Raw genomic sequence first — 26,449 nt, 5'->3', positions numbered from 1 at the left:
AGAGGGAATCGAGTTGCGAAAATTACGCATACGTCTGCGCGTGCCGGTCACCCTTGCGGTGACCACCGCGCTGGCGATACCACTGAGCCTGCCCGCACAGGCCGAGCAGCCAACGCCGCCCAAGGGCGCGGCGCAGGGGTGGAGCGACACCGGCCAGAAGCAGGGGAAGCCCTCCCCGGCGCCCTCCGCGATCCCCGCGAAGGACCGCGCCGCCCTGCTCGGCAAGGGCTACGAGACGTCCGCGGACACCGCGGTCACCACGACCGGTGACGGCACCGGCTTCCACCTCCTCTCCGGCAAGGAGAAGGACGGCTACCAACTCCGCACGGTGGCCAGTCTGTTCGAGGACGGCTTCGCCTCGGACACCTGGATCGGCAACCACTGCGTCACCGAGTCGGGCAGGTACGCCGCCGTCTCGTACGCGCCGCGGATGTTCACCAACAAGCCCGAGCTGATGGTGCGCGGCGCCTTCACCGCGGTGGTCGACCTGGCCTCGGGCAAGGCCACCAAGCTGCCGTTCCAGTCCTCGCTCGCCTACTTCTCGCCCGGCTGCGGCCAGGGCGATCAGGCGGTGTTCACCCAGCTCACCCATGACGGCGACAAGAAGCAGCAGACCCGTCTGATCACCGTCGACGCGGCCACCGGCAAGGAGTCGAAGCCGGTCACGCTCCCCGGCCAGGTCACCTCGGCGATCCCCACCCGCGAGGGCATCGTCGCCGCCCACGGCAACAAGCTGGTACGGATCGACGGCACGGCCGAGAAGACGCTCGCGTCCACCACCACGGTGCCGTTCCAGGTCACCGCGGACGCCGACGGCGGCATCACCTTCATCGACCGCCAGCTGGACAAGACAGCGTCCGACGAGCCGGTCTCCTGGGCCAAGCACCTGGACCGTGCGAAGGTGCGGCAGGGCAGGAAGACCGAGCCCGTCACCGTCGCCTCCGGCGGGCTGCACGCCTGGGACCTGACCCGCTCGGCACGCGGCGAGGTGTTCGTCACCGGCGAGGCCACGTCCAGGACCCCGTCCAAGCGGGTGCACAACCCCGGCGGGCTCCCCAAGGGCGCCGCGATCTCCAGCCACGCCCAGGCGGCCCTGACCACCACCTGGTCCGACGGCAGGACCACCCTGGTCAACCCGGAGGACGCCGCCAAGCCGCGCCCCGCCCGTACCGCCCTGCGCATGCTGGACTCGGGCCGGTCCGTCACCCTCGACCTGCGCCCCGGCGCGGACCGCGTGGGCGACGGGGCACAGGGGCACGCGCTGTCCCCCGCGCTGCGCACCGGCGGCCAGGTCGGCTCCGCAGCGGACACGGGCAAGAAGAGCACGGACGGCCCGTCCACGCGGACCGCCCGTACCCTGGCCCTCACCGCGCAGGCCGACAACCCGAGCGAAGGCACCGGGGAACGCTACTGCGCGGTGGCCCGCAACGACCCGAAGAAGCAGGCGTTCCAGCCCACACCGCGGCAGGTCGAGTGGGCCGTGGACCAGGCGGTCGTCGGCTCGCTGAACTTCTACCGCGACAGCAACTGGAAGAACACCGGGATCGCCGGCGGTTACCAGCCCCAGGGCCTGTTCCCGCCGACCGTCCTGGCCGGTGACCCCAACGGCACCCTCGACAACGAGGACCCGGCCGTCACCGACAAGTGGCACATTCCCGCGCAGGTGATGCTCGGCATCACCGCGCAGGAGTCGAACATGTGGCAGGCCACCCGCTTCGCCGTCCCCGGTGTCACGGCCAACTCCCTGATCGGCAACTACTACGGCGTCGGCTACGCCGCCTCCGGCGAGCAGCTCGACCCGTGGCGGGTCGACTGGGCCCACGCCGACTGCGGTTACGGCATCACCCAGGCCACCGACGGCATGCGGCTGGCGGGCAAGACCAAGCCGGGCGAGACCGCCCTGCCCACGGTCGCCCAGGAAGCCGTCGCCCTCGACTACACGGCGAACATCGCCGCCGGGGTGCGCATCCTGTCCGAGAAGTGGAACCAGACCTACAACGCCGGCATGAAGATCAACGGCGGCCACCCCAAGTGGATCGAGAACTGGTTCTTCGCCCTCTGGGCGTACAACTCGGGCTTCTACGGCACCGCGGACTCCGCGGGACACTCGGGCGTGGGCTGGACGAACAACCCGGCCAACCCCCTGTGGAAGGCCAACCGGGTGCCGTTCCTGCAGAACGCCACCGACTCCTCCAAGGACGACTACAGCCACGCCGCGCACCCGCAGGACTGGCCGTACGAGGAGAAGGTGATCGGCTGGGCGGCGCGCCCGATCTCGGCGATGTTCGCTCCGGGTGACTTCCAGGCGGGCTATCGCGCCGCCTGGTGGACCTCCAACGCGGACCGCGCGAACGCCAAGCCTCCGATCGACCTGTTCTGCAACGCGTCGAACAACTGCAACCCGGCCAAGATCGGCGACAACGACTCCAACGACCAGGGCATGGGTGCCTGCGCCCTGGACGCGGGCGACAGCAAGACCAACCCGCACTGGCTGCACTGCTGGTGGAACCAGCCGGTCACCGAGGCGCAGTGGAAGAACTGCACCACGGGGGCCAAGTGCGGCAACGCCGTGCACCGCTTCACGACGTCCTACGGCGAGCAGCCGGACGCCGGGTCCTACCCGCCGAACTGCTCCACCACGGGTCTGCCCGCCGGCGCCCTGGTGGTCGACGACCTGCCGAACGGGACCGTACCCGCCGGTGTGGACGCCAAGCGGGGATGCGGGGCGGTGACGTCGAGCGGCACCTTCGCCTTCACGTACAGCCCGTGGGACACCCAGATGGATCTCACCGACGACGGTACGGACAACCCGACCACCGTCACCACGTACCCGGGCAAGATCGACACGCATCAGATCGGCGCGGGCTACGGCAACCACTTCTGGTTCACGCACACCCGCTCGCCCGAGGCGAACCCGGCCGACGCCGAGCGGCTGAAGGTGACGGGCACGTGGAAGCTGAACGCTCCGCTGACCAACACCACGCGCCAGGCGAAGATCTTCGCGCACATACCCGACCACGGGGCGCAGACCGGCAACGCCGTGTACCGGATCCAGATGCCCGACGGGGAAGAGGAGGCCACGATCTCGCAGACGGCGAACCAGAGCAACAAGTGGGTGGACCTGGGCGCCTACGAGTTCGGTGACCAGATCCCCGAGGTGCGGCTCGACAACTTCAACGGCGGCACGGGGGCGGCGGACATCGCCTTCGACGCGGTGGCGTTCGTACCGGGCACGTACGAAGGTGAGGCGCTGACCGGCAGCATGACGGCCGACCCGACCGCTCCGGAGCCGGCGCCGGTCGAGCCGGACGAGGACATCACCAACGGCTCCTTCGCCGCGGCCCGCGGCCTCCCGTCGAAGACCGCCGCGGTGGCGCCGATGGCGTCCCTGGGCACCGCGTCGTGCTCGACGGTCAACCACAACCTCTCCCGCAAGCGCACCACCGCCTGCATCCACAGTGACTACGGGATGACGGAGTACTCGAACACCGTCCCCCCCGTCGCGCTCGGAAGCGCGGCATTCGACGTCTACGCGACGTACTTCCTCGACACGAAGAGTGGCGAGTTCTCGCAGGTAGCCGAGATCCGGCTGAAGTCGATGGACGGTTCGGTGAACTCCGCCACCCTGGACTTCGCGGCCAAGTGCCGGGGCTACTGCGACGTCACCAGCGTCGACTGGAACGGGTCGAAGACCTTCGCCAAGGGCGACACGCTCCGGCGGACCGTCGTCACGCGGTTCAAGTGGTCGCCCAGCGGCGCCACCAGGAACTCGATCACCCCGTACCTGTCCCTCGGCGGCAAGGTCAACACCACCTCGGTCATCAACCCGTCCGAGTTCGAGAGCGGCCAGCTGATCATCCGCTGTGACACCGAGGTCTCCGGCGGGGGCACCGGCTGTGTGTTCCCCGGCTACAAGCCGACGTATGTCATGAACTCCAAGAAGTTCCCCGGGGCCGCGGCACACATCGACATGATGTGGCGCAAGACCACCATCAAGTGGGGTCAGCGCAGCAGCAACAAGTCTCTCACCTACCTGGGCAACAAGATGTCCGTCGACGGCTCGGGCAAGATCCAGTCGGATCGCAACCGTCAGCTCATCTGCGGCAGGAAGTGGAAGGCGTACAGCGGCACCGGTCTGTTCAGCGACAAGTGGTCCCTGGAAGCGGGGGAGCCGCGCACCGACTCGAAGAGCTGTGACGAGTTCGTGTTCGCCAACGCCGCCCAGAGCGCCGGGAACTCGGCGGGCCCCAACCCGGTCGGTTACAGCGGCGCGGAGTGCATACAGACCTACCTCGCGCGCAACCCCGACGGCACCATGACGCTCCGCCTGCGCCCGAGTGCCACGGCACCCACGTGGAAGGAGCCGTGTGGCCGGTCCTCGATGTCGAACTGGCAGAACACCCAGTCGATGCGGCCGTTCGGCGACTTCATCAAGGAACAGCGCTTGATGGAGGACGACGGCTACTGGGTCGACCTCGCAGGATTCACCGCGCCCACTCCGTGACCGGACCATGAGAAGTGCCCCCCGGCCGTTCCTCGGTTCCGGGGGGCACCTCCGTCTCACGGCGTCGCGGCCTCACAGCCAGACAAGTCGCCCCTCGGCGACGGAACAGACCGGATGCTGCCCCGCGCCGACCCTCGCCAGCGTCTCCGCGACGGAGTCGAAGTAGTGGGCCAACGACGCGTACTCGCCGGTGGTCGTGGGCTCACCCACGAACCACCTGCCGACACGTCCGTCCTTCGCGTCGACGAACTTGCCCGTCCAGCCGTCCTGATCCGACAGGAACGGGATCCACTCCTCGCGCCAGTCGCCCCCACCGGACAAGGGGTGGTTCGCGTGGAGCCGCTCCATCGCCCGGATGCCCAGGAAGAAGCTTCCCTCGTCCGGGAACCCGGCGTAACCGCAGCAGGCGACGTCGTCGTCCACCTCGTCCTCGGGAAGATCCAGGTTGTTCCGCAGCAGCCACGCCCGCAGGTCCTCGGGCAAGGAGACGCCCATGCGCTCCTCGGCGTCCGCGAGCATCCGCTCCGAGGCCGGGCCGGGCAGGTCCGCGTGATCGGCCGGAGCGTGCTCCCGGAGGAGATCCATGACGCGGGACCAGCTCTCCACCGCACTCATTCCCCGCTGCCCCTCTCCGCACGAATTCGCCAGTCCACCCGACGGGCCCGCTCACTGTAGCCGGACGGCACGGCGGGCGGGCCGTTCCACCCCGGACGGCTCCCGAGTCGCGGAGGACGGCGGGACGGGTGAGGGTCGAGGGAGGTGTGTGCGACGACGAAGGGCTGTGTGATGAGTGAGAGCCGACCCGCCACGACGACCGACTCCGGGGCGCCGGTGGAGAGCGACGAGCATTCGCTCACCGCGGGGCCCGCGGGGCCCGTCCTCCTCCAGGACGCCTACCTGATCGAGCAGATGGCGCAGTTCAACCGGGAGCGCATCCCGGAGCGCCAGCCGCACGCGAAGGGCAGTGGGGCGTTCGGGCGGTTCGAGGTCACGCACGATGTCAGCCGCTACACCAGGGCCGCGCTGTTCCAGCCGGGGGCGCGCACCGACCTGGTGGCCCGGTTCTCCACGGTGGCCGGCGAGCGCGGGAGCCCGGACACGTGGCGGGATCCGCGTGGGTTCGCGGTGAAGTTCTACACGTCCGAGGGCAACTACGACATGGTCGGCAACAACACGCCGGTGTTCTTCATCAAGGATCCGATGAAGTTCCAGCACTTCATCCGGTCCCAGAAGCGCCGCGCGGACAGCAATCTGCGCGACCACGACATGCAGTGGGACTTCTGGACGCTCTCCCCCGAGTCCGCGCACCAGGTCACCTGGCTGATGGGCGACCGCGGGGTGCCCCGGACCTGGCGGCACATGAACGGCTACACCTCGCACACGTACATGTGGATCAACGCCGCCGGCGAGCGCTTCTGGGTGAAGTACCACTTCAAGACGGACCAGGGCATCGAGTTCCTCACGCAGGCCGAGGCCGACCGGATGGCTGGTGTCGACACCGACTGCCACGTGCGGGACCTGTTCGAGCACATCCGGGACGGCGACTTCCCGTCCTGGACGCTGTACGTGCAGGTGATGCCGTACGAGGAGGCGGCGGGCTACCGGTTCAACCCGTTCGACCTCACCAAGGTGTGGCCGCACGGCGACTACCCGCTCGTCCCGGTGGGGCGGATGACGCTGGACCGCAACCCCACCGACAACCACGCCGAGATCGAGCAGGCCGCGTTCCAGCCGAGCGGCTTCGTCCCCGGGATCGGCCCGAGCCCGGACCGGATGCTGCTGGGCCGGCTGTTCTCGTACCCGGACGCCCACCGGGCCCGGATCGGCACCAACTACCAGCAGCTTCCGGTGAACGCCCCCGTCGTCGACGTCCGTACGTACTCGAAGGACGGCGCCATGGCCTTCCGCAGGACGTCGGATCCGGTCTACGCCCCCAACTCCAAGGGCGGTCCCGCCGCCGACACCGAGCACTACGGCACCCCGCCGAGCTGGGCCGTCGAGGGTGAGATCACCCGGGCGGCGTACGTCGCGCACGCCGAGGACGACGACTGGGGGCAGGCCGGCACCCTCGTCCGCGAGGTCCTCGACGACGCGGCGCGCGACCGGCTCGTGGAGAACGTGGTCGGCCACCTCCTGGACGGCGTGAGCGAGCCGGTCCTGGAGCGCGCCTTCACATACTGGACCTCCATCGACCCGGGCATCGGCCGACGCGTCGAGGACGGCGTGCGGAATGGGCGGGGGCAGGGGCAGGGGCAGGGGGCGTAGCGGCAGGCGGGTACGGGTTCGAGGCGCCGCCCTCCGGGGCGGCGCCTCCGGTCTCGGGGCGTGCCGCCGCCTCTTCCTCCCCGGCGTGATTCCCCCTCGCGGGAATACCCCCAGGGGGTATATGGTTCTGATCATCGTCCAGAGCGGACGAGGCGCCACGGCGCGGCACGACACCCGGGGAGTCACCATGCAGAACCACACCGGCCACGAGGGTCACGAGGGTCACGGCGGCCACGAGGGTCACACCGGCCACGGCGCACACGGCCAGGCCGGCGGGCTCGCCGTCTCCGCCGACGGGTTCACCCTCGAAGTCGACTCCACGATCCTCGCCGCCGGGCCGCGGCAGCACGTCGGGTTCACGGTGACCGGGCCCGACGGGCAGCCGGTCACCGAGTTCGTCGCCGAGCACGAGAAGGAGCTCCACTTCATCGCCGTACGTCGGGACACGGCCGGGTTCCAGCACGTGCACCCGGTGCGGGACGACAAGGGGCACTGGCACACCACGCTGGACCTGGAGCCCGGGGACTGGAGGTTCTTCACCGACATCCACCCGGCCGGCCACGACGGGACGCTGACGCTGGGCGTCGACGTCGCGGTCCCGGGGGCGTACGACCCCCGGCCGCTCCCCGAGGCCGCCCGTACCGCGCACGTCGACGCGTACGCCGTCACCCTCGACGGCACGCTGGTGCCCGGCGAGGCGAGCGAGCTGACCCTCACCGTCGGCCGGGACGGCCGGCCCGTCACCGACCTGGAGCCCTACCTGGCCGCCTACGGGCACCTCGTGGCCCTGCGCGTCGGCGACCTGGGCTACCTCCACGTCCACCCGGAGGGCCACCCCGGCGACGGCGTCACCGCGCCCGGGCCCGCGATCAGCTTCATGGCGGTCGCGCCCACGGCCGGCGCCTACCGGCTCTACCTGGACTTCCAGCACGAAGGCCGGGTCCGGACCGCCGAGTTCACCGTCCACACCGCCGAGGCCGCCCCGGCGCACGACGAGAACCACGACGAGCACCACGGCCACCACGGCCACCACGGTCACCACTGAGAGCCCGTCCCAGAAGGAGCGTCATGAGCTGTCCGGCCCCGCCCCCATCCGATTCCCCCGCCTGTAACCGCGGGGCCCGGCCCCCGCCCCGGGGTCGCGCCCCGCCGCATGGACACGGAAGGAACCCGCCATGCGCCTCTTCGCCCTCCGCGACTACCGCCGCCTGTTCGGCGCCCAGGTCATCGCCCTGTTCGGGACCGGGCTGACCACGGTGGCCCTCGGACTCCTCGCCTACGACCTCGCCGGTGCGCGCGCCGGAGCCGTGCTCAGCACGGCGCTGACCGTCAAGATGGTCATGTACGTGGCCATCGCGCCGCTCGCCGCCGCGTACGTCGACCGGCTCCCCAGAAGGACCTTCCTCTTCCTCCTCGACGCGGTCCGCGGCCTCGTGGTCCTGGCCCTGCCGCTGGTCACCGAGGTGTGGCACGTCTACGTGCTGATCGGGGTGCTCCAGGCCGCCTCCGCCGCGTTCACGCCGACGTTCCAGGCCGTCATCCCCGACATCGTCACCGACGAGGCCGACTACACGCGGGCCCTGTCCGCCTCCCAGGTCGCCTCCACCATGGAGAGCCTGCTCAGCCCCGTGCTCGCGGCCGTCGCCCTGACGTTCCTGAGCTTCGACCGGCTGTTCCTCGGCACCTCGGCCGGGTTCCTGCTCTCCGCCGCGCTCGTCCTGTCGACCCGCATCCCGCAGGCCCGCCCCAGCGGCCGCACCGGCGCGTGGGACCGGGCGGCGGCCGGGATCCGGACGTTCCTCCGGACGCCGCGGCTGCGCGGCGTCCTCGCGCTCAACCTCGTGGTGGCCGCGGCCGGTTCGATCGTCGTCGTCAACACCGTCAACCACGTCCGCGACACCCTCGGCGGCACCCAGTCGGACGTCGCCTGGATGCTCGCCGCCTCCGGCACCGGCACCCTCCTGACCGCCCTCGCCCTGCCCCGCGTCCTCGACCGGGCCGCCCCCCGCACCGTCATGACGGCCGGCGCCGCCGTCCTCGCCGGGGCCACGGTCGCCGCCGTCGCGCTCACCGCGACCGGCCTCCTCACCTGGACCGGCACGGCCGTCGTCTGGGGCGCGATCGGCGTCGGCATGGCGCTCGTCATCACCCCGACCGGCAAGGTCCTGCGCGCCTCCGTGGCCCGCGACGCGCTTCCCGAGGCGTTCGCCGCCCAGTTCTCCCTGTCGCACCTGGCCTGGCTGGTCACCTACCCCGTGGCGGGCTGGCTCGGCAGCGCCGTCGGCTTCACCGTCACCTGGTCCGTCCTCGCCGTCCTCGCGGTGGCCGGGACGATCGGCGCCCTCGTCCTGTGGCCGCGGCACGAGGCGCGCACCGCACCGGCCGCCGCCCTCGCCGCGCCCGCCCCGCGGGCACCCCGTACGGACCGGTCCACCCTCACCAAGGCCGCGTGACCGCCTGACAACCTGGGGCTCGCGGACGGCCCGGCGGCGTGATTCTCGCCGCCGGGCCGTCCGCGACCGTCCCTTCCCGTCTTCCCGTCAGTTCTCCGCGCGGCCCCTGCGGCGGTGCCACCACCAGGCGCCGGCCAGGGCCGCCAGGAGGACGATCACGCCCGCGACCGTCAGCGCCTTCGCCGGGGCGGACGTGTCGTCGGCCGGGGGCTCCTCGGCCGATGTCTTCGGCGGTGCCGGGGTCGCCGTGGTGGGCGACGGCGGCTCGGTCGTGGGGGCGGTCGTGGCCGTCGGTGTCGGCGGCGGGGTGGTGGCCGGGGGCGTGGTCGCCGCCGGGCCCAGGTTCAGGGTCGGGGCCGGGTTGCCCGCGTGGCCGTCCGTCTCGTGGGCCTTCTCCACCTCGATCCAGCGGTCCACGCGCCCGTCCCCGTAGGTCTGGAGCGTCTTGAACGCCAGCGACCTGGCGTCCGGCAGCTTGCGCACGAGCACCTTGTACGCGGCCGGTTCGCCCACCGCGACCGCCGGGCCGGACACCGCGTAGCCGCGCGCGGTCGGGGTGAGCCGCCAGCCCGACGGGCCGCTCTTGTACGCGATGTCCGCGGGCTTGAGGCCCTCGGGGAGGACGACCTCCAGCTTGGTGATGCCGGACGAGGTCGACTCCGACTCGGCGTTGAAGGAGAGTTCGACGTTCTCGGCGAGCGCGCGGGCGCCCTTCGCCTCGACCTCGACGTGGGCCGAGGCGGGGGTGGCGAGCGCGATGGACGCCGCGAGCGTCGCCGCGGCGACGAGCGGGACGCGCGCCCGGCGGGTGGTTCGGGACATGGTGGCTCCGTGGAGGATGAAGGCTGGACGGTGACGGGTGGGCGACCGGCGGCCGATCGTGATGTGCCGCGCGGGCCCGGGGAGTCGACGGGCCCTCCACGGGGGGCCTCTTCTCGCCATCGGGTTTTTCAGGGGGACGGTTCCCGTCCGGCGGCGCGGGGGCGGCGGGGGTGACCGCCGCCCGTCGTCCGGCGGGAGCGGGGGGACCGGGCGCCCCGGCGCCCCGGCGCGCAGTGCCGCCAGCGCCGCCCGGGTCTCCCGTACCGCCCGGTCCGCCGCCCGTACCGCCGTGTCCGCCCGTTGCATCAGCCACGCCACCGCCAGCGCGGCGAGCGCGTGCGCCGCTGCCATGGCTCCGCCCCAGCCGCCGTGCGCGGCCCCGTGCGGCCCGTGCGGCCCGTGCGCCGTGTGCGGCGCCGCGAACCAGGTGTGCAGCAGGGCCTGGGCGGCCAGGGTCGCCGCCGCCACGGTGGGGAACGCCCGGGGCCTGTGTACGAGGACGAGGGCGGGCGGGAACAGGAGGGCGGCGCCGGTCGGCGCGGCGCCCCACGCCGGGGCGTGGCCCGAGGCCAGGTGGTGGGCGGTGGCCGCGAGGACCGTGCCGACACAGCTGAACACGCCCGCCCGCGCCACGCGTCCGGCCGCGCCGCCGTCCGGTCCCGCGCCGGGGCGACGCGCGGATCGGGTGCGGCTCGTCCACGGCATGGCGCGCCCATCATGAACCAGCCGCACCCCGCCCGTACACAGGGCCCGATGCCGTCCCGCGGGCCGTCGCGGGCCAGCGCGGGTGCAGGACGTCGATGTGGAAGTCGTGCCGGTGGCCCGGGCCGAGGCCCGCCAAGTGCGGGTGGTCCCGGGGCAGTTCCGGGTGGACGTGGTCGAGCGCGGCCGGGTCCTCGCGGGGCCAGAGCCGTACCGCCGCCCATGTTCCGGCCAGCGCGACGGCGGTCAGCGCGCCCGCCGCGACGGCCGGTCCCGGCCCGGCGGCGAGGACCCCGGCCAGCGGGTAGGTGAGCAGCCAGCAGGCGTGCGTGAGGGAGAACCGGGCCGCGAACGCCGCCGGCAGGTCCGGCGTCCCGGCCGAGCGGCGCACGAGGCGTCCGCCGGGGGTGAGCACCGCCGAGGTCGCCGCCCCGGTCAGGGCCCACGCGGCCAGCAGCGCGGGCCACCGCCAGGCGGCGCCGGGGCCCGCCGTCGCCAGGCCGAGCGCGACGACGGCGAGGGTGCCGGTGAGGACGCCCGCCGCCGGGAGCATCAGGGCCCGGTCGTCCAGCCGGTCCAGCAGCCGGGGCAGCGACAGGGCGACCGCCATCGACCCCGCCCCGTACGCGCCGAGGGCGAGCGGGACGTCCCCGGCGGGGCGCCCGAGGGTGTCGCGGACCAGGCCGACGGTGCCGACGAGGACGAGCGCGCCGACGGCGGCGACCACGAGGTCGAGCGCGAGCAGGGCGCGCAGGCGCGGAGTGGCCAGGAAGAGCCTGGCGCCGAAGGCGATCTTCGCGTAGGCGCCGCCCTCGCGCGGGGCCGGTCGGGGCGCGGGCAGCAGGACGGAGGCGACCAGGACGGCGGAGGCGGCGAAGCCCGCGGCGGTGCCGGTGAAGAGCCTGCCGTACGGGACGAAGGAGAGCAGCGCGGCGGCCAGGACCGGGCTGAACAGGCTCTCCAGGTCGTAGGCCAGGCGGGAGAGCGACAGGGCGCGGGTGTAGTCCCGTTCCTCCGGGAGGACTTCGGGGATGGTGGCCTGGAAGGCGGGGGTGAAGCAGGCGGAGGCGGCCTGGAGCAGGAAGACCAGGACGTACACCTGCCAGACCTGGGTCACGAACGGCAGGCTCAGCGCGACGCAGGCCCGGACCAGGTCCATGGAGACGAGCAGCGCCCGGCGCGGGACGCGGTCGGCGAAGGCGCCGGCCAGGGGCGCGATCCCCACGTACGCCACCATCTTGACCGCCAGCGCCGTCCCGAGGACGGCCGCCGCGTCGCCCCCGGCGATGTCGTACGCGAGGAGGCTGAGCGCGACCGTCGCGAGGCCCGTGCCGACGAGGGCCACGACCTGGGCGGTGAACAGGCGGCGGTAGGTGCGGTTCCTCAGGACGGACGGCATCGCGGCACCCCTCGGTCGGCTGCGGGTCTTCACCGTAGCCGACATGTGCATGAGTGCGCACGTGTTGAATTGTCCCCGGTCGCCCTCAGTCGTGCCAGGGTTCGCCCGTCACCTGGTGGTCGGCGTGGCTGATCGCCTCCACGACGAGTCGTCTCATGTGCCCGTCGGGCAGCGAGTACACGACCCGCCGGCCGTCCTTGCGGGACTCCACGAGCCCGCCGAGCCGCAGTTTGGCCAGGTGCTGGCTGACCGCGGGGCGGGCCGCCCCGACCGCCGCGGCCAGCGCGGTCACGTCCGACTCGGCCCGCGCGAGCACCCAGACCAGGTGCAGCCGGGTGGGGTCGGCGAGGAGCGCGAAGACTCCCGCCGCCGCCACCAGCTCGCGGGAGCCGGGCGTGCGCTGGTGCACAGGGCCCGCAGCTGAGGACGTGTCGCTCGAAGACATACCCGCCATCGTAGGCACGCCGCCCGCGCCGCGCTCCGGGCCCGCGACTCGGCCGGCCGGCCCGTCAGCCCCTCACCCCGTCTGCGGGCCCATCAGGTGGACCAGCAGGTCGTCCAGGCTCACCAGGGCCGTGACCTCGCCGCCCGCGTCCCGTACCACCGCCAGCGAGGAGCGGCGCTGCCGCAGGTGCTCGACCGCCTCGGACACCGTGGTGCCCGGGGTCAGTTCGGGCACCGGGCGGACCAGGTCGCGGGCCGTGGCGCGGCGGCCTCGGGTGGCGGCGACGAGGGCGTCGCGGGCGTGCACCGCGCCGAGGTAGCGGTCGCCGTCGCGGACCAGCAGCCGGGAGCGGCCGGCCCGCGCGGCGCACCCGAGGAGCGCGTCCAGGTCCGCGTCCGCCGGGACGGCGACGATGTCGGCGGCCGGGGTGCCGAGCCCGGCGACCGGGGTCTGGGGCTCGGTGAGGGAGCGGGTGATGAGCTGGGAGTCGGTGCGGTCGATGAGGCCGAGGCGCTCGGACTCGGCGACGAGGTGGGTGAGCTGCTCGCGGTTGTGGACGGCGGTCAGTTCGTCGCGGGGCTGCACCCGGCAGAGCCGGACCAGCGCGTTGCTGACCTGGTTGAGCACCCAGAGCAGCGGGCGGACGGCCTTGACGACGGCCCGGAAGGCGGGTGTGAGCAGCATGGCGGAGCGCTCGGGGTGGGCGATGGCCCAGGACTTCGGGGCCATCTCGCCGACGACCATGTGCAGGAAGACCACGACGATCATGGCGACGGCGAAGGCGATGCCGTAGCTGAGCCCGGTGGGCAGCCCGAGGTCGACGAGGAGCGGGTCGAGGCGGTGCGAGATCGCGGGCTTGGAGATCGAGCCGAGGCCGAGGGTGCAGACGGTGATGCCGAGCTGCGCGCCCGCGAGCATCAGGGACAGCTCGCGCATCCCGGCGAGGGCCGCCTTGGCGCCGCGCCGCCCCTCGGCGACGGCCTTCTCGACACGGTGCCGCCGGGCGGCGACGAGCGCGAACTCGGCGGCGACGAAGAAGCCGCTGCCGATCAGCAGCAGGACGGTGACGAACAGGGCCATGGGAAAGCTCATGCCTGGGCCTCCTCGGCCGCGGGGGCGACCCGCTCGACGCGGACCCGTTCGGGAACGTGCCGGTCGAGGCTCAGGACCTCGATCCGGACGTCGTCGACGGTCAGCGCGTCGCCGATGGTCGGGAAGCGGCCGAGGCGGTCGATGATCAGGCCGGCGACGGTGTCGTAGTCGTCGTCCTCGGGCAGGGCGATGCCGGTGGCCTCCTCGATCTCGTCGAGCCTGCGCCCGGCGTCGACGCGCCACCCCGCCCCGTCGGGCACGGCCGGCGCGACGACCGTGTCGCTCTCGTCCGCGATGTCGCCGACGAGCTCCTCGGCGATGTCCTCGTACGTGACGATCCCGGCGACGCCGCCGTGCTCGTCCAGGACCACGGCGAACTCGTCGTCGTGCTCCCGCATCCGCGCCACCGCGCGCGGCGAGGGCAGCGTGTCGGGGAGCAGCAGCGGCGGCCGGGCCCGCTCCCCCGCGGTCAGCTCGCCGAACTGGCCGGCGGGCACCCGGACGAGCTCGCTCACGCCGAGGACGCCCACGATGTCGTCGGGGTGGTCGCCGAGGACGGGGTAGTTGGAGTGGCCGTGGCGGGCGATGAGCTCGACGGCCTCGGCGAGGGTGGCGTCCTTGCGTACGAAGACGGCGTCGGCGCGCGGGACCATCACCTCGTCCATGGTCCGCTCGGAGAACTCCAGGGCGTGGTCGAGGAGCTCGGCGGTGGCGAGCGGCAGGCGGCCCTGTTCGTGGGACTCGCCGATGAGGTGGCCGAGCTCTTCGAGGGTGGCGCCGTGGTGCAGTTCCTCGACGGGTTCGATGCCGACCTTGCGCAGCAGCCGGTTGGCGGCGCCGTCGAAGACGTGGACGACGGGGCCGACGACCTTGAGGTAGAGGAGCGTGGAGGGGGCGAGCGCCTTGGCGAGGCGCTCGGGGACGGCCAGGGCCAGGTTCTTCGGGGCGAGTTCGCCGAGCACCATCTGCAGGACGGTGGCGACGGTGAAGGCGAGCACCACGGAGATCGCGGACACGGCCCCCTCGGAGAGTCCGGTGCCGTCGAGGAGGGGCTTGAGCAGCGCCGACATGGAGGGTTCGGCGAGGAAGCCGACGACGAGGCCGGTGACGGTGATGCCGAGCTGGGCGCCGGAGAGCATGAACGAGAGGCGTCCGAGGACCGTGAGGGCGCGGGCGGCGCGCCGGTCGCCGGCCTCGGCCTCGCGGGCCAGGGCGAGGCGGTCGGCGGCGACGTAGGCGAACTCCTGGGCCACGAAGTAGCCGGTGCCGGCGGTCAGGACGAGCACGGCCAGCAGGCCGAGAGCGGCGTTCATCGACCGCACCCCTTCGAGGCGTCGGTGGACGTCGGTCTGGCGGACAAGAAGCGGCTCCTTACGGGGACACCCCCGCGGGGCTCCCCACGGGGGCTCCCGGGAGGGAGGTGCGGGTCTCACCGCATCCTGCCGCACGGGGCCGCCGGGACGGCCGCGCGCTCCCTGTGTCGCCGGGCCTGCCGTGGCCGCCGGATCGCCGCGCCGCCACCGGCCGCCGCAGTCGGCCACGGTGAGTTCAGACGATCCTACCGGACGCTTCTACATGGCTGTAGATTGTCCCCGTACGATGAGATCGGCGTACGGCCGAGGAGAACGGCCCCGGCACGAGGACGCGGGGCCGCGAGGAGAGGAACGGGCATGGGTGTGAGTCTGGCCAAGGGCGGCAACGTCTCGCTGAGCAAGGAGGCGCCGGGGCTGACCGCCGTGGTGGTCGGGCTCGGCTGGGACGTGCGGACCACCACCGGCGCCGCCTACGACCTCGACGCCAGCGCGCTGCTCCTCTCCGACGCGGGCAAGGTCGTCTCCGACCGGCACTTCGTCTTCTACAACAACCTGACCAGCCCGGACGGCTCGGTCGAGCACACCGGCGACAACCTCACCGGCGAGGGCGACGGCGACGACGAGAGCGTCAAGGTGAATCTGGCGGCCGTCCCGGCCGAGATCGCCCGGATCGTCTTCCCCGTCTCCATCCACGACGCGGACAACCGCGGCCAGAGCTTCGGCCAGGTGCGCAACGCGTTCATCCGCGTCGTCAACCAGGCCGACGGCGTCGAGCTGGCGCGCTACGACCTGTCCGAGGACGCCGCCACCGAGACGGCGATGATCTTCGGCGAGCTCTACCGCCACGGCGCCGACTGGAAGTTCCGGGCCGTCGGCCAGGGCTACGCCTCCGGGCTCGCGGGCATCGCCGCCGACTTCGGCGTCAACGTCTGATCCACCGAGTCCGATCCACTGAGTCCGACCCACGAGTCCGACCCACTGAGTCTGATCCACTGAGTCCGATCCACTGATCCACGGCACGGCCCCCGCTTCCGCCCCCGGACCCACGACACCGAAGGAGCACGACCTTGTTCGGCATCGGTGAGCTCGCGCTCGTCCTGATCGTCCTCATCCTCCTCCTCGGCGCCAAGAAGCTGCCCGAACTCGCGCGCAGCGCGGGCAAGGCGGCCCGCATCCTCAAGAGCGAGTCGCGGGCCATGAAGGGCGACGACGCGCCCGCGCCGCAGGCCGTCTACCAGGTCCGCCCGACGCCCCCGCGCGAGGACGGACCCGCCTCCCGGCCGTAGGACCCGCGTCCCCCCGGCCGTAAGACCCCGGTTCCCCGGCCGCAAGGCCGCATTTCCGGCGGCGGGCACCCCGCACACGGGGTGCCCGCCTTCGTCGTGCCACCCTGGTTCACCGCGCGTCAGGAACTCGTCAGGAACTCGTCGGGAGCCCGTCAGGAACGCCCCCGGAACCGAGGGGTCGTCCAGGGCGCGCGGCAGGCACGGGAGGGGTCATGGCGGAAGGGACAGCGGTGGAGGCGTACGTGGAGGCGTACGAGGAGCATCTGGCGGGGTACGCCGAGGTGCTGACCGGCGTCTGCGCCACGGGCAGGCGGCTGACCCGCGAGGAGCTCGAAGGGCTGCGGGAGCGCGGCGAGCGGGCCGCGGAGGCCGGGCTCGGGCTGCGGTCGCTGGTGCGGGCCCACCTCGCCGCCGCGCGGCTGATCCGCCCCGCCGGGACCCGGGCCGACGCCGACCGGCTGCTGGCCGCGGTCGAGCAGGCCGTCGACGCCTTCGCCGAGGGCCACGAGCGGGCCCAGACCCTGGCCGTACGGCGGGAGGAGGCCGCGCGCCGGGAGTTCGTCGACGACCTGCTGTACGGGCGCAGCGACCTGGGCCGGCTGGCGCAGCGGGCCGAGCGCTTCGGGCTGCTGCTCTCCCGCGCGCACGCGGTGGCGGTCGCCCGGGGGCCGGAGCCGTACTCGGACGGCTTCCCGGTCTCCCGGGCCGTCGAGTCCTCGCTGCTGGCCCGGTTCGGCGACCGGCGGATCCTGCTGACCACCAAGGACGGGCTGCTGATCTGCGTGGCGCCCGCCGACGAGCCCGAGGTGCTCCAGCACTTCGCCAAGCAGGCGTACGCGGTGACCGACGGCGGCCGGGTCGCCATCGGGCGCGGGCACCCGGGCGCGGGCGGGGTCGTCCACTCGTACGAGGAGGCGCTCAACGCCCTCGACCTGGCGGACCGGATGGCCCTGGAGGGGCCGGTGCTGTACGCGGCGGACCTGCTGGTCTACCCGGTCCTCAGCCGCGACCGGCAGGCCATGGCGGACCTGGTGAGCTCCGTGCTCGGGCCGGCGCGGCAGGCCCGGGGCGGCGCCCGGCCGCTCCTCGACACCCTGACCGCCTACTTCGACAGCGGCTGCGTCACCACCGAGACGGCCCGCCGGCTCTCGCTGAGCGTGCGGGCCGTCACATACCGGCTGGAGCGGATCCACCGGCTGACCGGGTCCGACCCCGCCGACCCGACCCAGCGCTACACCCTCCAGACCGCCGTCATCGGCGCCCGGCTGCTGGGCTGGCCGGAGCGGGAGCTCTGAGGCGCACCGGCGGCCGGGCGCGGACGGCATCAAGAGCGCGTAAAGATTGCCGGAGTCCGGCAATGCGCCGCGCGCTGCCCCGATGAAACGATTCCCCTGACGGCGGACGGCACGCCGCGACCGAAGGGACGGGCACATGGCATGGTTTCTCGGTCTCGGCATCGCCGGACTCGTCCTGCTCGTGCTGAGCCTGGTCCTCGACGGAGTGCTGGAGGGGGTCCTCGACGGACTCGGCGCCGGGCTGGACGGGGTGCTGTCGCTGCCGGTGATCGCCGGTTTCGTGTCGGCGCTCGGGTTCACGGGGGCGATCGTGCTCGGGACCACCGGCGTGGGGGCGGGGGCCGCCACGGGGGCGGGCGCGGTCGCGGGCATCGGCGTGGGCTGGCTGACGGGCACGTTCAGCCGGGCCCTGATGCGTGACGGGGCCGCGTCCGCACCCCGGGGCGAGGACCTGCCGGGACGTTCCGGCTCCGTCGTCACCGCCATTCCCTCCGGCGGCTACGGCGAGGTGCTGCTGCACCTCGCCGGCCAGCCGGTGAAGTACGCCGCGAAGGCCGACGCGCCCGTCGCCCGCGGCACCGAGGTCTGGGTCGAGGGCGTGCTCTCGCCGACCTCCGTCAGCGTCCGTCCCGTCGAACGCTGACCGCGCCGGACGCGCGGCCCGTCGCCGCGCCCGGCCCGTGTTCTGTTCCGTTCCGTCGAAGGGGGTCTCGTCATGAGCCCTGTCCTCCTGGCCGTCCTGGGCATCGTCGTCCTGTTCGTGCTGCTCGGTCTCGTCGTCGTCACCCGGTACAAGGTCGCCGGTCCCAGCGAGGCGTTCATCGTCACCGGCCGCCGGGGCAAGAGGTCCACCGACCCCGATACCGGCCAGGTGTTCACCGACAACAGCGGCCAGAAGGTCGTGGTGGGCGGCGGGGTCTTCGTCATCCCGTTCGTGCAGCAGAAGTTCAGCCTGGACCTGTCCAGCCGGCACATCCCGATCGCCGTCCGCGGCGCCGTCACCCTGCGGGGCGTCAAGGCCAACCTGGACGGCGTCGCCATCGTCAAGGTCGGCGGCACCGAGGACTCGATCCGCGCCGCGGCCCAGCGTTTCCTGATGCAGCAGGAGGGCATCGTCGGCTTCACCCAGGAGGTGCTGTCCGGCGCGCTGCGGTCGATCGTCGGCCGGATGTCGGTCGAGGACATCATCCGCGACCGGGCCGCCTTCGCCGGGCAGGTCGCCGAGGAGGCCGAGGCCAGCCTGTCCGGGCAGGGCCTGGTCCTGGACGCCTTCCAGATCCAGGACATCACCACCGAGGGCTCCTACCTGGAGGACCTCGGGCGCCCGGAGGCCGCCCGCGCCAAGCAGGAGGCCGACATCGCCGAGGCGAGCGCCCGCCGGGCCGCCGAGCAGGCGCGGCTGAAGGCCGAGGAGGAGATCGCGGTCGCCCAGCGCACGCTGTACCTGCGCCAGGCCGAGATCAAGGCCGAGACCGACGCCGCCGCCGCGCAGGCGAACGCCGCCGGGCCGCTGGCCGAGGCGGACCGGCAGCAGCAGATCCTCGCCGAGCAGGAGAAGGTCGCCGAGCGGCAGGCCGCCCTGACGGACCGGCAGCTCGACACGCAGGTCCGCAAGCCGGCCGACGCCAAGCGGTACGAGGCGGAGCAGCAGGCCGAGGCGCAGCGGGTGGCCCGCGTGAAGCAGGCCGAGGCCGAGCGGCTGGCGGCGATCGCCGCGGCCCAGGCGGAGGCGGAGCGCGCGCGGCTGACCGGTGAGGGCGAGAAGCAGCGCCGTCAGGCCCTCGCCGAGGCGGAGGCCATCGAGGGCGCCAAGCGCGGTGAGGCCGAGCGGGCCCGCCGTGCGGCCATCGCGGACGCGGTGAGGCTGGAGGGCGACGCGGAGGCCGCGGCGATCGCGGCGAAGGGCGCGGCGCAGGCCGAGGCGATGCAGAAGCAGGCGGAGGCGTACGAGCGGTACGGCGACGCGGCCATGCTCCAGATGGTGGTCGAGGCGCTGCCGCAGATCGTCGCGAAGGCGGCGGAGCCGCTGGCGGCCGTGGACAAGATGACGGTCATCTCCACGGACGGCGCGGGCCGGCTGGCCCGTACCGTCACGGACAACGTCGCCCAGGGCATGGAACTGCTCTCGGCGACCACCGGGATGGACCTCGCGTCGATGCTCCAGAACGTGGCCGGGAAGGCGTCCGTGCCGGGCCAGGCGTCGGCGGACAAGGCCGGCGTCCCCTCCCGCTCCGCCGGGGACGGGGTCATCGAGGTGACCGACTAGCGGACGGCGCGAGGGGCCCGGTCCACGTGGACCGGGCCCCTCGTCGGTTCAGGACCCCGCCCCCGCCCTCCGGTGCCGGAGGTTGATGGCGACCGCCTTCGCCACCGCCGGGGGGCTGAGGAAGCGGAAGGGGCCGATCAGGCGGGAGGCGAAGAGGTACATGTGGCGGGCCATCGCCTCGTCGCGGGCCGCCGCCGAGAAGACCAGGCGCTCCATTGGGTTGAAGGGGCGGGAGCCCGCGAAGTCCGCGGCCAGCAGCTGGTGGCCGCGGAGCCGCCGCTGGTGGACGCGGGCGTAGGAGGCGAGCGCCCTGTCGAGGTCGCCGTGGCCGGCCGCCGCGGGGCCGACGGCCTCCGTCAGCCAGCGCGCCGACTGCAGGGCCCAGCCGCAGCCGACGCCCCACAGCGGGTCGCCGGTGAGGGCCGCGTCGCCGACGAGCGCGAGGCCCGGGGCGGTCGGGCGGCGGGTGTGCAGCGGGTAGTCGAGATGGCCGACGATCTTCGAGACGCGGCGGGCCGCGTCGACCGGCGGCGCGTCCGGCAGGGCGCGGACGAAGGAGAGGAAGGCCCCCTCCAGGTCCGCCCGGAACGCCGGGAGGCGCTTCTTGTCCGGGAGGACCGCGAGGACGGTCACCCCGTCGTCGTTCGGGAACGCGTAGGCCATGTCCGGCTCCAGGAACCAGGTCTGGCCGATGCCGCCCGCCAGCGGGAGGTCGCGGAAGTGGGCGAGGTAGCCGAAGCGGGCGTTGCGGTGGGTGCGTGCGGGTATCCCGGCGAGCTTCGCGACGGCGGAGTCCCTGCCGTCGGCGCCGACCACCAGCCGGGCCCTGAGCTCGCGTTCGCCGTCGGGCCCGGCCGCGCGCACCCCTGCGGTGCGCCCGCCCTCGGTGAGCAGCCCGGTGACCCGGCGCCCGGGGAGCAGGTCCACGCCGGGCGTCTCGGCGGCGCGGCGGCGGATCAGCGGGTCGAGGACGCTGCGCCGGACGTTGTACGCGTACGGCAGCTCCGGCCCGCCCGGCGCGGCCTTCGGCGTGATCCAGCCCCAACGGGTGTACCAGCGGGCCTCGTTGCGTACCGCCCCGGCCTTCTCCAGGGCGGGCACGAGGCCGAGTTCGGCCAGCACCGGATAGGCGTTGGCGGTGAGGGAGTGGGTGCAGAGCACCTTGTACGCGTCGGGGTCCGAGCGGCGTTCCAGCAGCGCGACGCGGGCTCCGCGCCGGGCGAGCAGGACCGCGGCGGCGCTGCCGGCCAGGCTGGCGCCGACGATGACGACGTCGTAGCCGGGTCCCGCGCTCTCAGGGCTGGTCATGCGCTGGTCGCTCCCTTCGGGTGGGCGCCCGGCACGCGCGGCGGGCCTGCCGCACGTGTCAGGCACATGCCCAACCTACAGGGAGCCGGAACGGAGGTGACGAAAAATCAGTTCACCTCCGTGGAGGCTCCATTGGTTCCGCTCAGCCGAGGGTCCACTGCTGGCGCGTGCTCCCCGTGTCCGCCTGCTGGGTGACGGCGGCGCCGTCGGCGGCGGAGGCCGTGGTCAGCAGCAGGCCGCTGCCGGCCGAGGCGAGGGTGTACGCGCCGCTCGCCAGGCGGGTGACGTTCCAGCGCTGGTTGGCCCCGCCGTGGCAGGTCCACTGGATGATGCGGGCCCCGGCCCCGGCGCTCGTCCCGCCCTCGACGTCGGCGCACTTGCCGGAGTGCCCGTTGCGCAGCTCGTAACTCCCGTCGCCCTGCCGGGTGAAGGTCCACTTCTGGTTGGCGCCGCCGTTGGGGGTCCAGGTGACGAGCCGGGTGCCGTCGGCGGTGCTGCTGTCGGGGTCGTCGAGCGCCTTGCCGCCGGTGGTGAGGGTGTGGACCCCGTCGAGGGAGCCGCCGCCGGGCGTGTCGCCGGTCGCGGTGAGCGTCAGGCTCTGCTCGGCGGCCGACCGGCCGCCGCCGACGGGCCCGCCGGTGGTGTCGGTCCAGGCCCGGACGGGGGTGGTCTCGGCCGGGCGGGCGGTGTCGGCGGTGAGGCCGATCACGAGCCCGCTGTAGCGGTTGACCAGCTTGTACGTGCCGGTGGGCGCGTTGTCGGCGGCGGCGGTGCCCCGGATGACGAACCAGTCCTGCGCGGGGCCGGAGGCGGCGGGGGTGACGGTCGGCCGGGTGCCCCAGGCGCGGCCGGACGGGGCGGTGGCGGGGACGCCGAGCAGCCGGCCGGTGGAGGCGTTAACGATCCGGTAGGAGCCGTCGCCCTTCGCGGTGAAGGTCCACGATTCGAGGGCGGAGCCGGTCGGGGCGGCCGTCGAGGTGGTGTCGGAGCCGCCCTGGACCTGGGCGAGGACCCGCCCGGCGGAGCTGCCGATCCGATAGGTCTTCGTGGTGTCGACGGGGGCGGCGGGGGCGCTCGTACCGAGGCTCAGGTTCACGTACTCGGCGCTCGCGCCGCCGGAGCAGCCGAAGGAGCAGTAGGCGCGGAGGTCCTTGCCGGTGATGCCGGAGCCGGTCCTGCTGCCGCTGTCGAGGAACCAGCGGTACCAGGAGGCGGTCTTGTACGAGCCGGTGTCGCCGAGCCGGAACCACTTCTGGGTGGTCAGGTCGTCGGTGGCGTACAGCTCCTGCGGGGCGTTGCCGCTCTGGTCGACGCCCTGCGGCTCGCCGATGTAGAGCCCGAGGTGCGCGTTGTAGGTGATGTCCATGACGAACAGCGGGGAGGTGGCGGGGGTCAGGCCCGCCGCGACCTGCTGGGCGACGGTGCCGGTGTTCGCGGGGCTGTACTCCTTGCCGGTCGGGACGTAGCCGGTGGTGCTGCCCGCGCCGACCGGGACCATGGTGCTCTCCCGGCCGCCGACGCCGGGCTGGCTCCAGGAGCCGCCGTACCACTTCTTCCAGGAGTCGGGGGCCATCTTGCCGGCGAGCGGGGCGCGGGCGACGTGCCCGTAGAAGGCGCGCCAGCTGCCGCCCTTGTCGACGATCCGGGAGCCGTAGAAGACGTAGAAGTAGCCGGAGGCGGTGTCGACGAAGAGGCGCGGGTCGCCGGTGCCGTAGTGGTAGGTCTGCTGCGGGAAGGCCGCCGTGTCGCCGCGATTGGTGCTGTACGGCGAGGTGATGACGTGGCCCTTGATGGTCCAGGTCCTCCCCTGGTCCTTGGAGACCGCGTAGTCGATGGAGTCGTAGTGGAGGCCGTCGCCGAAGGGCTGCGGGGTGAACTCGTTGTGCACGAGGCCGTACCAGTCGCCGGTGTCGGGGTCCACCCACAGGCCGGTGAGGTCGCAGTAGTTGCGGTGGGCGTAGCCGCTGCCGGCGGGGGCCTGGGTGGACTCGACGCCGGTGGGGCTGTTGTTGCAGCGCCAGGTGGTGTCGTTGTTGCGGTCGTTGGTGTTGGCGGGGTTCACCGCGTCGCTGATCGCGCCGGAGCGGTTGGCGGTGTCGAAGTCGGTGCCGGTGTAGAAGGTCCAGCTCCGGCCGTCGTTGGCGCCGTACAGGGCGTGCGCCTGCTGGTAGTAGAACGTGCCGTCCTTGTCCAGGTACGGGCTCGCCGGGGTGTCGTCGGGGCGGTTCCAGGTGCCCTTCGCGCCGACGGTGACGGTGTACGTGGCCGCCGCCGCGGCGGCCGGTGCGGGAGCGGGTGCCGGGGCCGGGGCCGCCGAGGCGGCGGGGGCCGCGAGCGGGCCGCCGACGGCGAGGGCCAGGGCCGCCGCGGCGAGCGCGCCCACCAGTCTGCTGCGCGGAGCTTTCACGCGTACTCCTCAGGTGAGGACTGTTATCGATGACAGGGACGAGAGGGCGCGAGAGGAGGATTCCCGGACTCTCTCATTGCCGTTGCGCTGCGCGGTAGTTGAGCCTGGGGAAGGTGTGGCCTTCCGGGTGACGGCCGAAACTATGGCAGAGGATGTTATCGATGCCAACCGTTCCGACCGTTCCGCCAGGAGGAGGGCGCTACCATCGGCGGCGACGGGCGGGGAGGGGACGATGGGCAGGCGGAGCACGGCCGAGGGCGGGCGCCAACCGGGGATGGCGGACGTGGCCCGGGTCGCCGGGGTCTCGGCGCAGACGGTCTCGCGGGCCCTGGCCGGGCACCCCCATGTGCAGGAGCGGACCCGGGCGAAGGTCCTGGCGGCCGTCGAGCAGCTCGGCTACCGGCGCAACAACGCGGCCCGCGCGCTCTCCTCGGGCCGCAGCCGCACCCTGGGCGTCGTCACGCTCCAGACCAACTTCTACTCCCGCGCGGCCGTCACGACCGGCATCGAGAACGCGGCCCACGCGGCCGGGTACGCCGTCAGCACCGCCACCACCACCTCGCTCGACACCTTCGCCATCGAGGACGCGCTGTCCCGGCTCACCGAACAGGACGTCGAGGGGATCATCCTGTCGGTGCCGCTGATCCACAGCAGCCCCCGGATCGAGCAGCTGACCCGCACCACGCCCACCCTCACCATCGACGGCTCCCGCACCGACGCCACGGCGGTCGTCGCCCTGGACCAGGCCGAGGCCGCGCGGATGGCCACCCGGCACCTGCTGGGCCTCGGCCACGAGACGGTCTGGCACCTCGCGGGTCCTGCCGAGTGGCTGGAGGCGGGGCTGCGCCGGGACGGCTGGCGGTCGGCCCTGGAGGCCGCGGGGCGCGCCGTCCCGCCGCCGCTCGACGGCGACTGGACCCCCGGCTCGGGGTACCGCAACGGCCTGGTGCTGGCCCGGATCCCGGACGTCACGGCCGTGTTCGTGGCCAGCGACGAGATGGCGTTCGGCGTGGTACGCGCGCTGCACGAGGCGGGGCTGCGGGTGCCCGGCGACGTGTCGGTGATCGGCTTCGACGACATCGAGCTGGCCGAGTACTGCTCGCCGTCGCTGACCACGGTCGCCCAGCCCTTCGAGGAGATCGGCGCCCAGGCCGTCACCGACCTGCTGCGCCGCGTCGCGGCCCCCGGCGCCCTGCCGGAGCCGCGCTCGGTCGCCCCCCGCCTCGTCGTGCGCGCGAGCACGGCACCGCCGCCCCGAGGGAGGACCGGACACTCGTGACGACGGAGACGACGGAGACGACGGAGACGAGGGAGACGAGGGAGACGACGGACGCGGCGGAGGCGGCGGGCACGGCGGAGGCGACGGACGCGACGGACACGGCGGAGGCGACCGGCAAGGCGGAGGCGCCGGAGACGCCCGGACCACCCCGCCGGTCTCGCCAGGCCCGGCAGCCCCGCCAGGCCCGCAGCCGGGCCCGGGTCGAGGCGATCCTGGCGGCGGCCGACCGCATCCTGGCGGGCGAGGGGTACGAGGCCCTGACCATGCGCCGGATCGCGGAGGAGTCGGGCGCGCCGGTCGGCAGCATCTACCAGTTCTACGCCGACAAGGGCGCCGTGGTGGACGCGCTCGGGCGGCGCTATCTGGAGGCGTTCGAGCGGACCATCGACGAGCTCGTCGAGCGGGCGCTGGCGGACGAACTCCCCGATCTGGTCGGCACGATGGTCGACGTCTACGCCGGTCTGTTCCGCTCCCAGCCGGGCGGCATGACCCTCTGGGCGGGCCGGCACCTCAGCCCCGAGCTGGCGCGCGCCGACGAGGCGAGCAACGCGCTGGTCGCGGACGGGCTGCGGCGGATCGTGGAGCACCTGACCGGCGGGCCGGGCGGGGAGCGGGCGCGGCGGGCGACCCGGATGGTGGTGTGGGCGGCCAACGCCGTGCTGCACGAGGTGTGCAAGGGCGAGGGGGAGCCGGACCCGGAGACCGTGGCGGAGCTGAAGCGGATGCTGGACCTCTACTGGGCGGACCTGCGCGCCCGCCTGGCGGAGACGGCCCGGCCGTAGCGCCCGCCGGTCTCGGCGGTCTCGTGGAGAGGCGCCGGGCTCGCCGACCTCGGCGGTCTCGCCGACCTCGGCGGTCTCGCCGGTCCCGCCGGTCCCGCCGGTCTCAGCAGGTGTGGAAGGTGCAGCGCCGGACGTCGACGACCCCGGGGAGGACGGTGACCCCGCGCCGCAGGCCCTCCTCGGTGTCCCGGCCGGTGAAGTCGCGCGGCATCTCCACGTCCAGCATGAGCCGCCCGGCGAGCTCGTAGACCTCGGTCCGGGTGGCCCCGTAGTACCAGAGCCGGTCCACGCCCTCCTGGAAGCGCTGGTCGCGCCCGCGGTCCATGGAGTCCAGGGTCGCGCGGAAGTAGGGCGGCGGCTCCTGGCCCGGGTCTTCGCCGGGCGTGAGGTTCAGGACGAGGACCGCCGCCGCGGCGAGCGGCGCGAGGACGGCGAGCAGGGCGCCCGGCCGGTGGCGGCGGTCCGCGAAAGCGGCGACGATCAGGAGCAGGGCCGCCGGCAGGAACAGGAACATGCCGATGACGGCGCCGGTCAGCGACCAGGCGAGCAGCCCGACCCCCAGTCCCAGGCTCGCTCGCGCACGGGCCTTCGGGTGCCCGCGCAGCAGCAGCGGCGGTACGGCCGCGAGCGCGGAGATCACGAAGAGCGCGCCCAGCAGAGGCCCGATCACCAGCCCCAGCAGCGCCGCGACCCCCGCCGCGACGGCCGCCGCGACCGTCCAGGCGCCGCCCGCCCCCGGCCGCACGCGGTCCTCGTCCATGGTTCGCCCCCGTATCCGCACACCTTCTTGAACGCGTTCAGATTAGCACCGCCCGAAGGCGGACCGGTTCA

Annotated in this window: 20 protein-coding genes; 11 read left to right on the top strand and 9 right to left on the bottom strand. The window is 73.5% G+C overall.

All coding sequences use genetic code 11. The features are described 5' to 3' along the window. Positions 1-40: 40 nt before the first annotated feature. Positions 41-4,504, top strand: a complete 4,464-nt coding sequence (locus tag AB0C99_RS24940) for a hypothetical protein (protein WP_362478995.1) — start codon at positions 41-43, stop codon at positions 4,502-4,504. Between the two features lie 72 nt (positions 4,505-4,576). On the opposite strand, the gene AB0C99_RS24935 is transcribed toward AB0C99_RS24940, so the two are convergent. Next, entirely contained in the window at positions 4,577-5,119 is a 543-nt protein-coding gene (locus AB0C99_RS24935) for an SMI1/KNR4 family protein (protein WP_362478992.1), read from the bottom strand. Between the two features lie 171 nt (positions 5,120-5,290). Between AB0C99_RS24935 and AB0C99_RS24930 the strand changes: the two genes are divergently transcribed. From AB0C99_RS24930 to AB0C99_RS24920, 3 genes are all read left to right on the top strand, one after another. Further along, the gene (locus AB0C99_RS24930) at positions 5,291-6,769 is read left to right on the top strand and encodes a catalase (RefSeq protein WP_362478989.1); all 1,479 of its coding nucleotides are present in this window, start codon (positions 5,291-5,293) and stop codon (positions 6,767-6,769) included. Between the two features lie 187 nt (positions 6,770-6,956). After that, entirely contained in the window at positions 6,957-7,814 is an 858-nt protein-coding gene (locus AB0C99_RS24925; RefSeq protein ID WP_362478987.1) for a hypothetical protein, read from the top strand. A 130-nt stretch (positions 7,815-7,944) separates the two neighbouring features. Continuing rightward, the gene (locus AB0C99_RS24920; protein ID WP_362478984.1) at positions 7,945-9,222 is read left to right on the top strand and encodes an MFS transporter; all 1,278 of its coding nucleotides are present in this window, start codon (positions 7,945-7,947) and stop codon (positions 9,220-9,222) included. 87 nt (positions 9,223-9,309) lie between these two features. On the opposite strand, the gene AB0C99_RS24915 is transcribed toward AB0C99_RS24920, so the two are convergent. The 5 genes from AB0C99_RS24915 to AB0C99_RS24895 all read right to left on the bottom strand — a co-directional run bounded on the left by AB0C99_RS24915 (position 9,310) and on the right by AB0C99_RS24895 (position 15,004). After that, positions 9,310-10,749, bottom strand: coding sequence for a DUF1775 domain-containing protein (locus tag AB0C99_RS24915; RefSeq protein WP_362478981.1), 1,440 nt, complete (start codon positions 10,747-10,749; stop codon positions 9,310-9,312). A 10-nt stretch (positions 10,750-10,759) separates the two neighbouring features. Next, positions 10,760-12,145 carry an MFS transporter gene (locus tag AB0C99_RS24910; protein WP_362478978.1) on the bottom strand — a complete coding sequence of 462 codons (1,386 nt, stop codon included), beginning with the start codon at positions 12,143-12,145 and terminating at the stop codon, positions 10,760-10,762. Positions 12,146-12,230: 85 nt separating this feature from the next. Further along, positions 12,231-12,590 carry a metalloregulator ArsR/SmtB family transcription factor gene (locus AB0C99_RS24905; protein ID WP_362478975.1) on the bottom strand — a complete coding sequence of 120 codons (360 nt, stop codon included), beginning with the start codon at positions 12,588-12,590 and terminating at the stop codon, positions 12,231-12,233. A 72-nt stretch (positions 12,591-12,662) separates the two neighbouring features. Next, positions 12,663-13,682, bottom strand: a complete 1,020-nt coding sequence (locus AB0C99_RS24900; protein ID WP_362478972.1) for a hemolysin family protein — start codon at positions 13,680-13,682, stop codon at positions 12,663-12,665. Beyond that, complete coding sequence (locus AB0C99_RS24895) at positions 13,679-15,004, bottom strand: hemolysin family protein (RefSeq protein WP_362478970.1); 1,326 nt, start codon at positions 15,002-15,004, stop codon at positions 13,679-13,681. The genes AB0C99_RS24900 and AB0C99_RS24895 overlap by 4 nt, the downstream gene beginning before the upstream one ends. A 348-nt stretch (positions 15,005-15,352) precedes the next feature. On the opposite strand from AB0C99_RS24895, the gene AB0C99_RS24890 reads away from it, so the two are divergent. The 5 genes from AB0C99_RS24890 to AB0C99_RS24870 all read left to right on the top strand — a co-directional run bounded on the left by AB0C99_RS24890 (position 15,353) and on the right by AB0C99_RS24870 (position 19,842). Next, positions 15,353-15,928: a TerD family protein gene (locus AB0C99_RS24890; RefSeq protein ID WP_362478967.1), complete on the top strand. Its 576-nt coding sequence runs from the start codon at positions 15,353-15,355 to the stop codon at positions 15,926-15,928. 134 nt (positions 15,929-16,062) lie between these two features. Next, positions 16,063-16,281, top strand: a complete 219-nt coding sequence (locus tag AB0C99_RS24885) for a twin-arginine translocase TatA/TatE family subunit (RefSeq protein WP_362478964.1) — start codon at positions 16,063-16,065, stop codon at positions 16,279-16,281. Positions 16,282-16,493: 212 nt separating this feature from the next. Continuing rightward, on the top strand, positions 16,494-17,576 hold the full coding sequence (locus tag AB0C99_RS24880) for a helix-turn-helix domain-containing protein (protein WP_362478961.1): 1,083 nt from the start codon (positions 16,494-16,496) through the stop codon (positions 17,574-17,576). Positions 17,577-17,712: 136 nt separating this feature from the next. Next, a complete protein-coding gene (locus AB0C99_RS24875) occupies positions 17,713-18,219 on the top strand; it encodes a hypothetical protein (RefSeq protein ID WP_362478958.1) in 507 nt (168 codons plus the stop codon). A gap of 72 nt (positions 18,220-18,291) precedes the next feature. Beyond that, complete coding sequence (locus AB0C99_RS24870; RefSeq protein ID WP_362478955.1) at positions 18,292-19,842, top strand: SPFH domain-containing protein; 1,551 nt, start codon at positions 18,292-18,294, stop codon at positions 19,840-19,842. A gap of 48 nt (positions 19,843-19,890) precedes the next feature. On the opposite strand, the gene AB0C99_RS24865 is transcribed toward AB0C99_RS24870, so the two are convergent. Continuing rightward, complete coding sequence (locus AB0C99_RS24865) at positions 19,891-21,150, bottom strand: NAD(P)/FAD-dependent oxidoreductase (RefSeq protein WP_362478952.1); 1,260 nt, start codon at positions 21,148-21,150, stop codon at positions 19,891-19,893. A 142-nt stretch (positions 21,151-21,292) separates the two neighbouring features. Further along, positions 21,293-23,557 carry an RICIN domain-containing protein gene (locus AB0C99_RS24860; protein WP_362478949.1) on the bottom strand — a complete coding sequence of 755 codons (2,265 nt, stop codon included), beginning with the start codon at positions 23,555-23,557 and terminating at the stop codon, positions 21,293-21,295. A 232-nt stretch (positions 23,558-23,789) separates the two neighbouring features. On the opposite strand from AB0C99_RS24860, the gene AB0C99_RS24855 reads away from it, so the two are divergent. Both AB0C99_RS24855 and AB0C99_RS24850 read left to right on the top strand, forming a co-directional pair. Next, the gene (locus AB0C99_RS24855) at positions 23,790-24,836 is read left to right on the top strand and encodes a LacI family DNA-binding transcriptional regulator (RefSeq protein ID WP_362478946.1); all 1,047 of its coding nucleotides are present in this window, start codon (positions 23,790-23,792) and stop codon (positions 24,834-24,836) included. Next, entirely contained in the window at positions 24,833-25,618 is a 786-nt protein-coding gene (locus tag AB0C99_RS24850; protein ID WP_362478943.1) for a TetR/AcrR family transcriptional regulator, read from the top strand. The genes AB0C99_RS24855 and AB0C99_RS24850 overlap by 4 nt, the downstream gene beginning before the upstream one ends. Positions 25,619-25,721: 103 nt before the next feature. Here AB0C99_RS24850 and AB0C99_RS24845 read toward each other — a convergent pair whose 3' ends face one another. Beyond that, positions 25,722-26,378 carry a hypothetical protein gene (locus tag AB0C99_RS24845; protein WP_362478940.1) on the bottom strand — a complete coding sequence of 219 codons (657 nt, stop codon included), beginning with the start codon at positions 26,376-26,378 and terminating at the stop codon, positions 25,722-25,724. Positions 26,379-26,449 lie beyond the last annotated feature (71 nt).

The sequence above is a fragment of the Streptomyces sp. NPDC048659 genome (assembly GCF_040650575.1).
Lineage (GTDB): Bacteria > Actinomycetota > Actinomycetes > Streptomycetales > Streptomycetaceae > Streptomyces.
This window is presented reverse-complemented; position numbering and strand designations above follow the sequence as displayed.